The 13,048-nt window shown below is 70.8% G+C and carries 14 protein-coding genes; 6 read left to right on the forward strand and 8 right to left on the reverse strand.

The window, feature by feature from the left end; translation table 11 throughout:
- Positions 1-40 precede the first annotated feature (40 nt).
- Entirely contained in the window at positions 41-1,255 is a 1,215-nt protein-coding gene (locus ACWGKJ_RS34690; RefSeq protein WP_385033225.1) for a cytochrome P450, read from the reverse strand.
- A 57-nt stretch (positions 1,256-1,312) separates the two neighbouring features.
- Positions 1,313-1,504, reverse strand: coding sequence for a ferredoxin (locus ACWGKJ_RS34695; RefSeq protein ID WP_385033228.1), 192 nt, complete (start codon positions 1,502-1,504; stop codon positions 1,313-1,315).
- A 192-nt stretch (positions 1,505-1,696) separates the two neighbouring features.
- On the opposite strand from ACWGKJ_RS34695, the gene ACWGKJ_RS34700 reads away from it, so the two are divergent.
- Complete coding sequence (locus ACWGKJ_RS34700) at positions 1,697-2,158, forward strand: MarR family winged helix-turn-helix transcriptional regulator (protein WP_385033231.1); 462 nt, start codon at positions 1,697-1,699, stop codon at positions 2,156-2,158.
- 147 nt (positions 2,159-2,305) lie between these two features.
- On the opposite strand, the gene ACWGKJ_RS34705 is transcribed toward ACWGKJ_RS34700, so the two are convergent.
- The 3 genes from ACWGKJ_RS34705 to ACWGKJ_RS34715 are packed head-to-tail and all read right to left on the reverse strand — an operon-like array spanning position 2,306 to position 5,970.
- Positions 2,306-3,643, reverse strand: a complete 1,338-nt coding sequence (locus ACWGKJ_RS34705) for a M20/M25/M40 family metallo-hydrolase (RefSeq protein WP_385033234.1) — start codon at positions 3,641-3,643, stop codon at positions 2,306-2,308.
- Positions 3,640-5,016 (reverse strand): cytosine permease, encoded by a 1,377-nt coding sequence (locus ACWGKJ_RS34710; RefSeq protein ID WP_385033237.1) that lies wholly within the window; start codon positions 5,014-5,016, stop codon positions 3,640-3,642. Before ACWGKJ_RS34710 ends, ACWGKJ_RS34705 begins: the two co-directional genes overlap by 4 nt.
- A complete protein-coding gene (locus ACWGKJ_RS34715) occupies positions 5,017-5,970 on the reverse strand; it encodes a DUF1177 domain-containing protein (RefSeq protein ID WP_385033239.1) in 954 nt (317 codons plus the stop codon).
- A 129-nt stretch (positions 5,971-6,099) separates the two neighbouring features.
- Here ACWGKJ_RS34715 and ACWGKJ_RS34720 point away from each other — a divergent pair, with 129 nt between their 5' ends.
- The 3 genes from ACWGKJ_RS34720 to ACWGKJ_RS34730 all read left to right on the forward strand — a co-directional run bounded on the left by ACWGKJ_RS34720 (position 6,100) and on the right by ACWGKJ_RS34730 (position 8,656).
- A complete protein-coding gene (locus ACWGKJ_RS34720; protein ID WP_385033242.1) occupies positions 6,100-6,912 on the forward strand; it encodes an IclR family transcriptional regulator in 813 nt (270 codons plus the stop codon).
- A 140-nt stretch (positions 6,913-7,052) separates the two neighbouring features.
- Positions 7,053-7,781: a dipeptidase PepE gene (pepE, locus tag ACWGKJ_RS34725; RefSeq protein ID WP_385033245.1), complete on the forward strand. Its 729-nt coding sequence runs from the start codon at positions 7,053-7,055 to the stop codon at positions 7,779-7,781.
- 227 nt (positions 7,782-8,008) lie between these two features.
- Entirely contained in the window at positions 8,009-8,656 is a 648-nt protein-coding gene (locus ACWGKJ_RS34730; protein WP_385033248.1) for a phosphatase PAP2 family protein, read from the forward strand.
- 73 nt (positions 8,657-8,729) lie between these two features.
- Here ACWGKJ_RS34730 and crcB read toward each other — a convergent pair whose 3' ends face one another.
- Positions 8,730-9,104, reverse strand: coding sequence for a fluoride efflux transporter CrcB (gene crcB / locus ACWGKJ_RS34735; RefSeq protein ID WP_385033251.1), 375 nt, complete (start codon positions 9,102-9,104; stop codon positions 8,730-8,732).
- A gap of 433 nt (positions 9,105-9,537) precedes the next feature.
- On the opposite strand from crcB, the gene ACWGKJ_RS34740 reads away from it, so the two are divergent.
- Positions 9,538-10,227 (forward strand): DedA family protein, encoded by a 690-nt coding sequence (locus ACWGKJ_RS34740; protein ID WP_385033254.1) that lies wholly within the window; start codon positions 9,538-9,540, stop codon positions 10,225-10,227.
- Positions 10,228-10,242: 15 nt separating this feature from the next.
- Here ACWGKJ_RS34740 and ACWGKJ_RS34745 read toward each other — a convergent pair whose 3' ends face one another.
- Positions 10,243-11,544 (reverse strand): PP2C family protein-serine/threonine phosphatase, encoded by a 1,302-nt coding sequence (locus ACWGKJ_RS34745; protein WP_385033257.1) that lies wholly within the window; start codon positions 11,542-11,544, stop codon positions 10,243-10,245.
- Positions 11,545-11,630: 86 nt separating this feature from the next.
- Positions 11,631-12,503 (reverse strand): hypothetical protein, encoded by an 873-nt coding sequence (locus ACWGKJ_RS34750; protein ID WP_385033260.1) that lies wholly within the window; start codon positions 12,501-12,503, stop codon positions 11,631-11,633.
- Between the two features lie 290 nt (positions 12,504-12,793).
- Here ACWGKJ_RS34750 and ACWGKJ_RS34755 point away from each other — a divergent pair, with 290 nt between their 5' ends.
- Positions 12,794-13,003 carry a hypothetical protein gene (locus ACWGKJ_RS34755; RefSeq protein WP_385033263.1) on the forward strand — a complete coding sequence of 70 codons (210 nt, stop codon included), beginning with the start codon at positions 12,794-12,796 and terminating at the stop codon, positions 13,001-13,003.
- Positions 13,004-13,048 lie beyond the last annotated feature (45 nt).

The raw sequence follows: 13,048 nt of genomic DNA on the forward strand, positions 1-13,048 counted from the left end.
GGAGGTCCGGGCGCCCGGACCTCCCGCGCCGCCGGTGGTGTCACCAGGTGACGGGGAGTTCGTGGACGCCGTAGACGGCCATGTCGGTACGGAAGGGGACCTCGTCGAGCGGGCAGTCGAGGCGCAGGCCCGGCAGACGGCGCAGCAGCGCGGGGTAGGCGAGCTGCAGCTCGATCCGGGCGAGGTTCTGGCCGAGGCACTGGTGGGGGCCCGAGCCGAACGCGAGGTGCCTGCGCGCCTGCCGGTCGACGTCGAGCCGGTCCGGATCCGTGAAGACCTCCGGGTCGCGGTTGGCAACGTCGGTGGCGCAGATCACCGCGTCGCCGGCCCTGATGAGCTGACCGCCGACCTCGATGTCCGCGGTGGCGACCCGGCGCCGCCCCAGGTGGGTGATGGTCAGATACCGCAGGAGTTCCTCGACGGCGCCCGCCACCCGCTCGGGGGTGCCGTCGCGGACCGCCGCCAGCTGCTCGGGGTTCTGGAGCAGCGCGCAGGTACCGAGGGCGATCATGTTGGCCGTGGTCTCGTGCCCGGCGACCAGCAGCAGCCTTGCCTGTTTGGCGCATTCGTCGCGGGTGCTGATCCCGGTCACCAGATAGTCCGCCGCGAGCCGGCTGAGCAGGTCGTCACCCGGGTCCTTGGCCTTCTTCTCCACCAGGCCGCCCAGGTAGTCGACCAGTTCCTGCGAGGCGTCCAGGGCTTCCTGCGCGCTGCTGCGGGTGTCGATGATGACGGCGCTCGCCCGCTGGAAGAACCCGTGGTCCTCGTACGGGACACCGAGCAGCTCGCAGATGACCAGCGAGGGCAGCGGCAGCGCGAAGGAGGTGACCAGGTCGGCGGGGGGTCCGGCCTTCTCCATCCCGTCCAGCAGGTCGCCGATGATGCGCTCTATGCGCTCCCGCAGGGCCTGGGTCCTCTTGATCGTGAAGTCGCCGGTGAAGCGCTTGCGCTGCTCGTTGTGCTCCGGTTCGTCCATCGTGATGAAGGTGCGGTTGTGGGCCCGGGTGGCCTCACTGCCCGCGCTGAAGCTCGGATAGGAGGGCCGCCGGTTGTCGGCGCTGATGCGTTCGTCGCGCAGCAGCGCCACCTGGTCGGCATGCCGGGTCACGTACCAGGCCGTGGCGCCGTTCCAGAGCGTGACCCGGGAGATCGGCTCGGAGCTGAGCAGTCCGGACATCTGCGGCGGCGGGTCGAAGGGGCATCCGGCGGCACGGCGGGTGGAGTACGCGGGGGGTGCGGTGGGGACCTCGGTCATCGTCGTCCTTCCACGGTGGGTGCGGGGGGTGAGGGGCTTGCGGAACCGGGCCGTCCGTCAGGACAGGGTGATGGCGGCGGCCGGACAGATCTGTGCGGCCTCCTCCACAGCGGCGTGCTGCGCGGCGGGCGGGCTGCTGTTCAGTACGACGACGATCCCGTCCTCGTCCCGCTGGTCGAACACGTCGGGGGCGGCGAGCACGCACTGGCCCGCAGCACAGCATTTGTCGGTGTCCACGGTGATCTGCACGTCGTTCCTCCAGCATTGGCGTGAGCATGAGGGGATGAGCGCGTTACTTAACAAAAGTAACTTCCCGTGGACGGTAATACCCCGCTCGCCTCCCGGGGAAGCCCCAGTCCGTGCATAGGGCATCTTTCTGGCCACTTCCGGAGCGGAGCCGGAGGGGAAGCCGGAGAGGACGGCATGCGCGATCATCGTGGCGTGGACCATCCCGAACCCGACGACTCAGCCGCCCAAGACCTCTACAGATCGCTCGCCGACCTCGCCTACACGATGGCCGGCAACCGTGCCCACATGCGGCTGCGCCTCCAGGCGGAGGTCACAGTCGACCGTGCCTCCCTCGCCCTGCTGCGCACCCTCAAGGCGGCGAGGTCACCGCTGCGGATGGGCGAGATCGCGCAGGCCCTGCTGGTGCAGGCGCCCCATGTGACCCGGGAGATCCGCGGCCTGGAGGAGCGCGGCCTGGTCCGCACGGTCCAGGACCCGGGCGACCACCGGGCCCGCCGGATCGCCGTCACCCAGGAGGGCCGCGAGGTCGTGGAGCGCGCGGAGGAGGCGGGCCGGCGCTGGCTCGACGACGCGCTGGACGGATTCGACCCGCACGAGCTGGTCACTGCGGCCGCCGTGATCAACCGCGTCGTCGAGGCCTACCGCAACCCCTGAGCCCGGCCCCGCCCAACCGGACAGCACGGCGGGACAGGCGCAGCCGGACAGGGCACACACGGCTGGACACGAGCAGTACGCCCCCGGCGTCCATGACGTCGAGGGCGTACGCGTATACGGACCGGTGCGGGTCCCGTGGCGGTGCGGTCAGGCGCTCTGCCAGAGCCGGGTCATCACCCGTACACCGAACCGCAGTCCTTCGAGCGGCACCCGCTCGTCCACTCCGTGGAAGAGCCGCCCGTAGTTCAGGTCGTGCGGGAGCTTGAGGCCCTTGAAGCCGAAGCACCGGATGCCCAGGTGGGTGAAGGCCTTGGCGTCCGTACCGCCCGGATTGCAGTACGGCACCGGGTGGCCGTCCGGGTCCTCGGCGCGCACCGCGTCGCACATCGCGTCCACGAGCGGTCCGTCGAACGTGGTCTCCATCGCGAGGTCGTGGTTGACCCACTCCCGGCTGACCGAGGGCAGCAGCAGGGCGTCGATGGTGTCGATCAGCTCCTGCTCATGACCGGGCAGGAAGCGGCCGTCGACCCGGGCGGTGGCCCGGCCGGGGATGACGTTCGTCTGGTAGCCGGCCTGGAACATGGTGGGGTTGGCGGAGTTGCGGAGCACCACCTGGATGAAGTCCTTGACCGGGCCGAGCCGGTCGAGGGTGCCCTCGATATCGTCCTCGTCGAACTCGACCCCGTAGAGCCGGGCGGCCTCGGCGAGCAGCGCCCGCACCGGCTCGATGAGACGGATGGGGAAGGTCTGGCGGCCGATACGGCTGAGCGACTCGGCGAGGTCGGTGACGGCGTTCTCGTCGTTGGGCGACGAGCCGTGGCCGGCCCGGCCGGTGGCGGTCAGCTCCATCCACGCCATACCGCGCTGGGCGTTCTCGATCGGGTACAGCCTGCGCGTGTCGTCGATGGCGAAGGAGAATCCGCCGCCCTCGCCGATCGCCTCGGTGACCCCTGCGAACAGCTCGGGCCGGTGCTCGACGAGCCAGTGGCCGCCGAACTTGCCGCCCGCCTCCTCGTCCGCGAGGAAGGCCAGGACCAGGTCCCTGGACGGGCGGGTGCCGGTCCGGGCGAAGTCCCGGGCGGTGGCCAGCATGACGGCCACCGTGTCCTTCATGTCGATCGCGCCGCGGCCCCAGAGGTAGCCGTCGCGGATCTCTCCGGAGAACGGCGGCACCTGCCACTCGGACGCGTCCGCCGGTACGACGTCGAGATGGCCGTGGACCATCAGGGCGCCGCGCTCGCGGTCGGCGCCCTCGATACGGGCGATGACACTGGCCCGCCCCGGCGCGCTCTCGATCAGCTCGGACTCGATACCGACCTCGGCCAGCCGGGCCACGACCCAGTCGGCGCAGGCGCGCTCGTTGCTGATCGGGTTGGAGGTGTCGAAGCGGATCAGCTCGGCGCAGAGGTCGACCACCTCGCGCTGCGCCTCTTCGGACGCGGGAACCGTTCCGGCTGCTGTGGTTTCGGTGTCAGGGGTGTTCATGCCGCTCCCACGGGGGTGTTGTTGTCGGCGACGGGGAGGTCCGGGGAGGCCTCCAGCGTCGATGTGCCGTACGGCTTGATCCAGCCCAGCAGGCCCAGCGCCGCGTACAGCACGAATGCGGTGATCAGTGAGTTGAGCGCGGGGATGCCGCCGTCGTAGAACTTGCCGACGCAGAAGGCCGCGATCCAGATGACCAGGGACATCGGAACCCAGGTGGGCGAGGTGGCCGGCAGGGTCTCGGCGTCGCGGGTCTCGTCCAGCGGCTTGCGCATCCGGCGGACGATCCAGTACTCGGCCACGATGATCCCGCCGATCGGCGGGATGGCGACGCCCAGCAGGGACAGGAAGTCCGTGAAGTGGGTCATGATGCCGACCGCCGACAGGAGGGTGCCCGCGAGCCCCAGCACGATGGTGACCGCGCCGCGGTGCAGCCGCTTGCCGAAGACCACCTGGAAGAAGTTGACGACGCCGAGCGAGGAGCCGTACAGGTTCCAGTCGTTGACCTTGGCCGTGGACATCAGCACCACGATCACGCCGATGGCGCCCGAGGTGCTCAGGACGATGTGCGAGACCTGGTTGCTCTTGACGAGGTGGCCGAGGAGCACACCCGTCATACCGACAATGTACTCGGAGAGGATCATCGAGGAAGCGCTCTGCAGGAAGACGTGCGAGCCCCTCCTGTTGAAGCGGGTCATCTCCGGCGCGACGATGGCGCCCGTCATGAAACCGCCCGCGATCGCGGTGGCGGCCACCGCCAGCGAGATGTGCTGGGACGGCGCCGGCGAGTGGACCAGGTCCATGAAGGAGTGCTTGGTCAGGGTGGAGATGACCGACCAGGCGACCAGGGCGAAGAACAGCGGGGTGACGATCTTGGCGAAGACGGCCATGTACTTGAAGCCGAAGATCACCAGGGCCGTGACGGCCAGCCCGGCGATCACGCACCACATCCAGGAGGGGCCGCCGACCAGCGACGAGACGCTGTCGCCGAAGATCGTGTTCTGGACGCCGAACCAGCCCACCAGGCTGACCGCGATGACGAAGCTGACCAGCGCCGAGCCATTGCGGCCGAAACCGACCCAGCGGGTGAGCAGCGGCGTCGCCAGCCCTTCGCGCATACCGGCCAGGCCGATGGCGAAGATCACGATCTCCAGGGTCACCGCGCCCAGCGTGAAGGCGAGGAACGCCTGGCCGAAGGACATCCCGACGCCGATGGTGGCGCCGAGCGTGAACTGCGAGATGGAGCCGGACTGGGCCAGCCACTGGAGCAGCATGGTCCCGAATCCGAAGCGCTTGTCCCGCGGGACACGGGAGAGCGCGTAGTCGTCGCTGCCGACGCCCTTGGTGGCTGCGTCAGCCGATGGTGAAGTTGCCATTCATGACTCCCTGGGCTGACGGCCGAGGGTCTGCAGATGCGAAAGCGACCCATAGCGGTTGACGAGGTTGTCGAACTCCACGGCGTCGTGGAAGTCGAGTTGTCCGCCGGCGTAGACCTTGGCGGTCTCGACGGCGAAGCGGGCGGCGGACGCGATGTCCGTCTCGTGGCTCGCGCCCGTCTGGCACCCGGGCACCGCCGCGGCCGACGTGATCGCGAGACCGACGACCGGAGCGGCGGTCGCCGTGGCCGGCTGGAGGATCGAATTGATGTGGTGTGCCCCATTACCGTACGGAGTGATGTCCTGAGTCGTCACGGGGTACGTGACCAACGGCTCACCCGTCACGACGGCGAGCAGCTCGCCGAGCTGCTCGCTCACCCGCAGCACCCAGCCCTCCTTGACGGTGGGCGACAGGGCGAGGCCCTTGTGGTTGATGATGCGGTTGCCCTTGGTGGTGTCGATGGAGAGCACCGCCTCCATCTCGTCCGTCACCTCGTGGCGGTTCATGGTGGCGATGTCCACCGGCGAGCCCATGAACGGCACCGGGTCGTGCGGTTCGGTGGGCGCGTTCGGGCAGATGTGGGTGGCGACGATCACATCGCCGGGCAGGATGTCGCCCCGGCGGCGCATGTCGAGCAGTTTGGCGGCCGTGGCCAGGGCGGCGGCCGCCCCGTCGGCGTCCGAGACGAGCCCGGTCACCTCGGGCCTGGCGCCCACACCGCCGAGCCGGCCGACCACACCGAGGGTGCGGGCCGTGCCGCCCGACGAGCGGCCGCTGCTGCCCGGGATACGGACCCGTACGAAGTCGGTGGATCCGCGCTCACCGGTGACCGAGGTGACCTCGGCCCCCGACCCCTCGGGGCCCGCCACCGCGTCGAGGTACTCGACGGCACGCTTGCCGTCGGCCGCGGGATCGTCCAGCAGATCCACGATGTCCAGGACGTACTTCAACATGAGGGGCCTTTCTCGCTGCGTCAGCACCCACTGAGTTCCGGTGGTGCTGACAGCAGATTCGGGATCCGATAGCGTTGAACGCAACTGTTTCCCTTTATTTGCAATTAAGGTCTGGATGGTGAGATGACGATGGCCGAGATCGATCTGGACCGTCGCAAGCCCGCGGGCGCGCTGCAGACCGTCGACCGGGCGCTGCTGGTCCTGCTGGCCTTCGAGCGCACCCGGCCCGACTGGGGGGTCACCGAGGTGGCCGCCGAGTTCGGCTGGGACACTTCCGTGGCCCAGCGCCTGCTGTCGACGCTCGCGGGCCGCGGCTTCCTGGTCTCCGACCCGGCCACCAGGCGCTACCGGATCGGCCCCGCCGTACTGCGGCTGGGCCGGCAGTGGGAGCGCTCGGGCTCCCTCGAACTGCTGGCGGGGCCGGTGCTGGAAGAGCTCTGCCGCGCCACCGGCGACACCGTGCTCTTCTGCCTGCCGGACAGCTTCCACATGCGCTGTGTGGCGGCCGAGGAGGGCGAGGCGGGACCGCTGCGGTACTACCCGCTGGTCGGCGAGTTGTATCCGGCGCACGCCGGCGCCACCAGCAAGTCGTACTACGCGTTCCTCCCCGACGACCAGCGCCACCGGCTCTTCCGCGCCCGCCCGATGGCCCGCTTCACCGACCGTACGGTCACCGACGCCGATCTGCTTGAGCAGGAGTTCCTGCGCATCCGCTCCCAGGGATACGCGTGGACGGTCGGCGAGTACGACACCGGGATCGCCACGCTCGCGGTCCCGGTGTTCCTCGGCCGTGAGCCGTACGGCAGCCTCAGCCTCGGCGGCTCCCATGAGCGCTTCTCCGACGGCCCCGAGCCCCGGCTCGACAGCCTCCGGCAGGCCGCTCAGCTCCTGGAGAAGCGGCTCACCCACCCGCCCCAGCGCACCCGCCGCCCACGCGCCTGACCCTCCGGGCCCTTCCGTCCGCACGACCACGACCACGACCACCGGCCCACTTCCACCAGCCGCCAGAACCGAACCCAAGAACCCGAATCAAGAACCGAACCTCCCCCGTGACAAAGCCCCTTCACCGAAAGAGCGCCACCGTGAATCTGCTGTTGCTGTCCAACTCCACCCAGTACGGGCGGGGTTACCTGGAACACGCCCTGGACACCGTCACCGGCTTCCTGCCGCAGGGCGCCAGGCTCGCCTTCGTGCCGTACGCCCTGGCGGACCACGACACGTACACCGCACGCGTGCGCGGCGCGCTGGAGCCGGCCGGGATCTCCGTGCGCGGTGTCCACGAGAACGGCGACCCGCTGGCCGAACTGGCCGCAGCGGACGCCGTGTTCATCGGTGGCGGGAACTCCTTCCGGCTGCTGAGCGCCCTGTACCGTACGGGGCTGCGCGAGGCCGTACGCGATGCCGTGCGCGGCGGGCTCCCCTACATGGGCGCCAGCGCGGGCACCAATATGGCCGCCCCCACCCTCCGTACGTCCAACGACATGCCCATCGTGCAGCCGCCGTCCTTCGACACGCTCGGCCTGGTGCCCTTCCAGATCAACCCGCACTACCTCGACCCGGACCCGGGCAGCACCCACAAGGGCGAGACGCGCGCCGAGCGCCTGGCCGAGTTCCTGGAGGAGAACGACGTGCCCGTGCTGGGGCTGCGCGAGGGCAGCTGGCTGCGCGTGGACGGACCGGTGGCCACGCTTGCCGGGGAGCGGCCCGGTGTCCTTTTCACCCGGGGCGCGTCGGCCCGGGAGCTGCCGGTGGACTCCGACGTATCCGGCCTGCTCGGCACCGAGCCGCGGTTCGACTCCCCCGCGGTGTGAGGGACACCGCACGGTGAGAGGCGGACGGTGGCCGGCGCACAGCCGCTCACCACGTGCGCTGCGCCGGCCACCGGTCCGCCCGGCAACCATCCCCTCTCCGTGATTTGGCTCCCCCCGGGGCGCCGTCTAGAGTCCGTCTACAGTCCTGTAGATGGACCCAGACCATGGATGCCGCACGTCTCCCGCGGAGCACGGCAGCCCCGACCGAGCCTGAGAGTTCCGCCCTGATGACTGCTGTTTCCCCGGTGCCGCTGGCCTTCAACGGCTCACACATCGACGGTTCGCTGTTCACCACCGTCACGGACTTCGCACGGGACACCCGGTGGCTGAACGCCCCGCTGGAGTCGTGGACCGACATCGGCCTGGGCGTGTTCGCGGTTCTCATGATCGTCGGGTGGTGGCAGGCGCGGCGCCGTGACAGCGCGTCGATGGCTCTCGCGCTGGCCGTGCCGGTGAGCGTGGTGGTCGCCTTCGCCGTGGCCGAGGTGGTCAAGAAGCTCGTGTCGGAGGTGCGGCCCTGCCGCTCGATGCCGCACGCGTTCATCGTCGAGACCTGTCCGGTCCCGTCCGACTACGCCTTTCCCAGCGGCCACACCACGACGGCCGCCGCGACCGTCGCGGCCCTCTATCTGCTGAACCGGAAGCTGTGCGCGATCGCCGCGGTCTTCGCCCTCTTCGAGGGCTTCACACGGGTATACGTCGGCGCGCACTACCCCCACGACGTACTCGGCTCGGCTCTCCTCGCCCTGCCCGTCGCATTCCTGACCAGCCTGGCCCTGCGCCGCCTGGCCACCCCTCTGGTCGCACGGCTGCGCACCGGGGTGCTGGCCCCTGTACTGACCTCGGGACCGGCGGGGGCCCACACGGCCGGCTGACAGCGCCCGGAGGCCGCCGCCCACGTACAGGGGCGGCGGCCTCCGCATGTCAACGGCCCGTACGTCCGCGGTCTCAGCCCCAGAACGCCTGGGCCAGCGAGGCACCCACGAAGGCCGCGCCCAGTCCTGCCACCACACTCGCCGTGACATTGACAGCGGCGAAGAAGCGGGCCCCGTCCTGGGCCAGGCGCAGCGTCTCGTAGGAGAACGTCGAGTACGTCGACAGGGCGCCGCAGAGCCCCGTGCCGACCAGCAGCTGGACCTGCGACGAAGCCGCCCCTGCGGAGACCGCGCCGGTGACGAGCCCCAGGATCAGACAGGCGGAGACATTGACGGCGAACGTCCCCCAGGGGAAGACGGTGTCGTGCGACGACTGGACCCTGCGGTCGGTCAGATAGCGGAGCGGGGCGCCGACCGCGGCCCCGACGATCATGAGCAGCCAGTTCAACGTTCCTCCTCGCAGCGGTCGCGGCCGGCGCTCTGCGCGGGGATGAAGGGGCCCGCGTCGGGGCCGGAGCTGACGGGGTCGTCCACCAGCGGAATGGGGGCGTCTGCCACGTGGTTCTCCTACTCGGCGGTCACAGCGCGCACCGGGGCGCGCGCCAGCGCAAGCAGGGACCGTTGGCGGCACCATCGCCGCGGTTCGGGTACGGCGGGCCCCACCGCCGCGTGAGAGGCCACCGGCCTGCTCACTCTGCCCGGATCATACCGTGGGCCATGGAGCCCGCCGCAGGCGCCGACCGCCCGCAGGAGAGGCTCCCTGGTGCGGAACCGCGCGCCGGCTGACAGCCTCGGACACCTGCGCCCCGGTCGCCCGGGGGCACGGGCGCACAGAGCGGGAACCGCGACGCCGACGAGCACGACGAGAGGGAGGAGACCCGGTGGGCACGATCACCGACTGGCTGTCCGGGCTGTCGGGGGCAGCGGTCTACGCCGTCGTCGCCGCTCTGGTCTTCTGCGAGGACGCACTGTTCTTCGGCTTCGTCATCCCGGGCGAGAGCGCGGCCGTGATCGGCGGTGTGCTCGCCGCCCAGCACCGGGTGTCCGTCTACTGGCTCGCCCTGATCGTGGTGGTGGCGGCCGTCGCCGGGGACTCCGTCGGATACGAGATCGGCCGCAGGTTCGGGCCCCGGCTGCTCGGGGCGCGCGCGCTGCGCCGCCACCGCGGCAGCATCGAGTCCGCCCGCGACCTGATCCGCCGCAGAGGGCCGGTGGCGGTGTTCCTCGGCAGGTTCGTGGCGTTCTTCCGTGCGGTCATGCCCGCGCTCGCGGGCGCCTCGGGCATGCCGTACCGCACCTTCCTGCTCTTCAACGCGCTGGGCGGCCTCGTCTGGGGCATCGGCTTCACCCTGATCGGGTACGCGGCGGGCAACGCCTACAGCAGCATCGAGCACTTCGTCGGCCGGGGCGCCGCCCTGGTCTTCGTGGCCCTGGTCGTCGTCGTACTGGTGGTCAGGATCGTCCGGCGGCGCCGCGCCGGCGGCCAGGGCCAGGACGACGGCGACGACAGCCCGTCCGATCCGGCGGAGGACGGCGCCGGCGGCGACGGCGCCGGGCGCCACGGCGACTGAGCCCCCGTACCGCGGCTACGGCGCCGGGGGAACGCGCAGCGCCAGTACCGCGATGTCGTCGAAGTGCCCGTCGGTGAGGCGCGCCAGCAGTTCGTCGCAGAAGGTCTGGAGGGGCTCGTCCGCGAGGTTCGCCATGTGCTGGCGCAGTCTGGTGAATCCCCTGCCGATGTCCTCGCCGGGGCGTTCGATGAGCCCGTCCGTGTACAGCAGCAGGGTGGAGCCCGGCTCCAGTACGGTCAGCGCGTCCTCCCGCTCGATGGCCGGATCCACTCCGAGCACCGGTGCCAGCCCCTCCTCCAGCAGCCTGCTGCCGTCGGCCGGGCTCGTCAGTACCGGGGGCGGATGCCCCGCGTTGGTCCAGTGCATGAACCACGGGCCGGTGGGCGGCGTGTAGACGCGCGCGATGACCCCGGTGACCAGTTCGGTGGTGCTCAGCCCCTGCATCACTCCGTCCAGCCGCCGCATCACACCGGCGGGCGAGTCCCCGCTGTCGTACGCCAGCGACCGCAGCATGTTGCGCAGCTGCCCCATGCCGACGGCCGCGCTGAGATCGTGTCCGACGACGTCGCCGATGGCCAGGACGGTGGAGCCGTCGCTGAGCCGGAACGCGTCGAACCAGTCACCGCCGACTTCGGCCCCCTCCCGGGCAGGCACATACCGTGCCGCCAGGTCCAGGTGCTCGATTCCCGACAGGTCGGGCAGGAGCGAGAGCTGCAACTGCTCAGCCGTGCGCAGCTGGATCCCGTAGAGCCGGGCGTTCTCGACGGCGAGTCCGGCCCGGTGGCCCAGATCGGCCGCGAGGGAGATCTCCTGCTCCCCGAAGGGCTCGGCGGAGAGGGTGCGGACGAGGCTGAGCGCCCCGAGCACCTCTCTGCGTACCTGGAGCGGCACGATCAGCACCGTTCTGGCGTCCAGGGCGCGGTAGAGTTCCAGCTGCGCGCGGTGCAGTGTCCCGGCCCCCGCCTGCGCGTCGAAGCCGGTCACCGTCACCGGTCCGGCGCCGCGCAGCACCCGGGCCAGCGGTGCGGCGAACTCCTCGGACCAGGGCAGACTCTCCGGTGCCGGGGGCAGCTCACGCGCCGGGTCGCGGTGCACGGCGGTGAGCCGGCGCACCCCGCCGTCCACGACGAGATCCACCACGCACGCGTCCGCCACCTGAGGAACGATCAGCCGGGCCAGCCGGTTGAGCGCCTCTTCCGCGTCGAGAACGCTCGACAGGGCAGTGCTGGCGTCGGCGAGCAGTCGCAACCGGGCGGTCGCCCGCTCCAGCTCCTGCCTGACCGACGCGAGCCGGTCCTCCGCGTCGTCTGTGGCCACACCGCCAGTCTGCACCAGACGGCCGGTGCCACCCACCCGGGACGGCGGTGTGACCGGGCCGCGGGAAGGAGCGGGGTGCGGGTCGTTCACATGCGCCCCTGCCAGGACATCGTCGAGTTGATGGTCGGACCGGAGGTCGTGTCCCACTGGTTGAGGATGCCGTCCCAGTCATGCATCGGGCCGGTGGTGAAATCGCCGAGCGGGGGCTGCTGGTCCCAGGGGTTCTGCTGGTGGTCCCAGGGGTTCTGCTGGTGGTCCCAGGGGTTCTGCTGGTGGACCTGCTGGTGCGCGGCGGGGTAGTACCACTGCTGGGACGGCGTGGCGGAAGCCGCATCGGCCCCGGAGCGGCGGTGGCGCCCGGACCGGTCGGGCGGAGGAGCGGCGTAGGTGAGAAGGCCCTGGGTCTCCAGATAGTGCGCGCGGGCGACCAGGTGGGCCAGGTCGAGGCCGAGCTCGGTCGCCAGTACGGAGAGATCGACCCCGGTGCTCCAGGCGCCGACGAGTACGGCGTCCACGGCCGGCGAAGCAGTCGGCTCCTGGACCGGCTCGTCGGGAAGGGGCGCGCCACCGGGGGCCTGCGCGGGGCGCGGCGCCGGGATGGTGGCGCGGAACGACTGGGCGGACTCCGGTTCCTGCTGGAGCTGGCCGCTGTCCACGCACTCCATGGGAGGCGGCTCGGGGTGCTCGGCCGTGTGCTCCGTCAGGAGTGCCTGGGCCACAGCCCGCGCGTCGTCCTTGCCCACGGTGCGCCGGGCGAGGCGTACTTCGCGCTCCGGGAGCCCCAGCAGCCCCGCGACGGTGCTGTCGCTCCCGAGCGTCACCGCGAACGCGGCCAGCGTCCGTGTACGGACCGCATGCCCTTCGTCCAGTGCTCCCTGAGCACGGCGCACCTCTTCGTCATTCGCGCAGAACGCCTGTGCCAGCACGGCATGGCGCTCCCACAGCTCCCTTGGATCCATGCCCGCACCAACGCCGTATTGCCCGTTTTGAAACGACTTCACAGTGGATCACACTGCAAAAGGTGAAATCCCAGTTTATCGTTCCGCCGGATGCGGAGTTACCCGGGCGGGCGGCGGTCGTTACCCCCGACATGAACGCACGCGCGTCCGCCACCACCACAGCCAGGGGTTCTGCGGTATTCATCCCCTCCCCCGCACCGGCCCTGCAGGCTCCCACGCCGCAGCCGATGGCGCCCCAGAGCCCTCCCCGGTCACCGGGACGGCATGCGGGCGTTCACACCTTCGGCCGAATGGAGGCGAAGACACCGCTGTACGCCGAGCTGGCCGCCCAGTGGGCGGCACGCGGCGCCACCGTACCGGGGGCCCCGGACCCCGAATGGCGGCGGCTGATCTCCTACGAATCCCTTCTCGTCGAAGTCGAGTCCGTCCTCAGGGATCTGCGCCCGCACCGGGCTCCGGAGACACGCATGCTGTCCGGGCGGGCGACCTCGGGCAGCTGAGCGGAGACCGGGCCCTCTTCGCCGGGGGCCCGGCGACCTGTGCCG

This window comes from Streptomyces sp. NPDC054757, from assembly GCF_053612185.1.

Excerpts from the sequence above, each read along its gene's own strand:
- ACWGKJ_RS34730 (WP_385033248.1), top strand. The coding sequence starts at position 8,009 with ATGACTGCTGTTTCCCCGGTGCCGCTGGCCTTCAACGGCTCACACATC.
- ACWGKJ_RS34750 (WP_385033260.1), bottom strand. The coding sequence starts at position 12,503 with ATGGATCCAAGGGAGCTGTGGGAGCGCCATGCCGTGCTGGCACAGGCG.
- ACWGKJ_RS34715 (WP_385033239.1), bottom strand. The coding sequence starts at position 5,970 with ATGTTGAAGTACGTCCTGGACATCGTGGATCTGCTGGACGATCCCGCG.
- ACWGKJ_RS34690 (WP_385033225.1), bottom strand. The coding sequence starts at position 1,255 with ATGACCGAGGTCCCCACCGCACCCCCCGCGTACTCCACCCGCCGTGCC.
- ACWGKJ_RS34710 (WP_385033237.1), bottom strand. The coding sequence starts at position 5,016 with ATGGCAACTTCACCATCGGCTGACGCAGCCACCAAGGGCGTCGGCAGC.
- ACWGKJ_RS34705 (WP_385033234.1), bottom strand. The coding sequence starts at position 3,643 with ATGAACACCCCTGACACCGAAACCACAGCAGCCGGAACGGTTCCCGCG.
- ACWGKJ_RS34720 (WP_385033242.1), top strand. The coding sequence starts at position 6,100 with ATGGCCGAGATCGATCTGGACCGTCGCAAGCCCGCGGGCGCGCTGCAG.
- ACWGKJ_RS34755 (WP_385033263.1), top strand. The coding sequence starts at position 12,794 with ATGGAGGCGAAGACACCGCTGTACGCCGAGCTGGCCGCCCAGTGGGCG.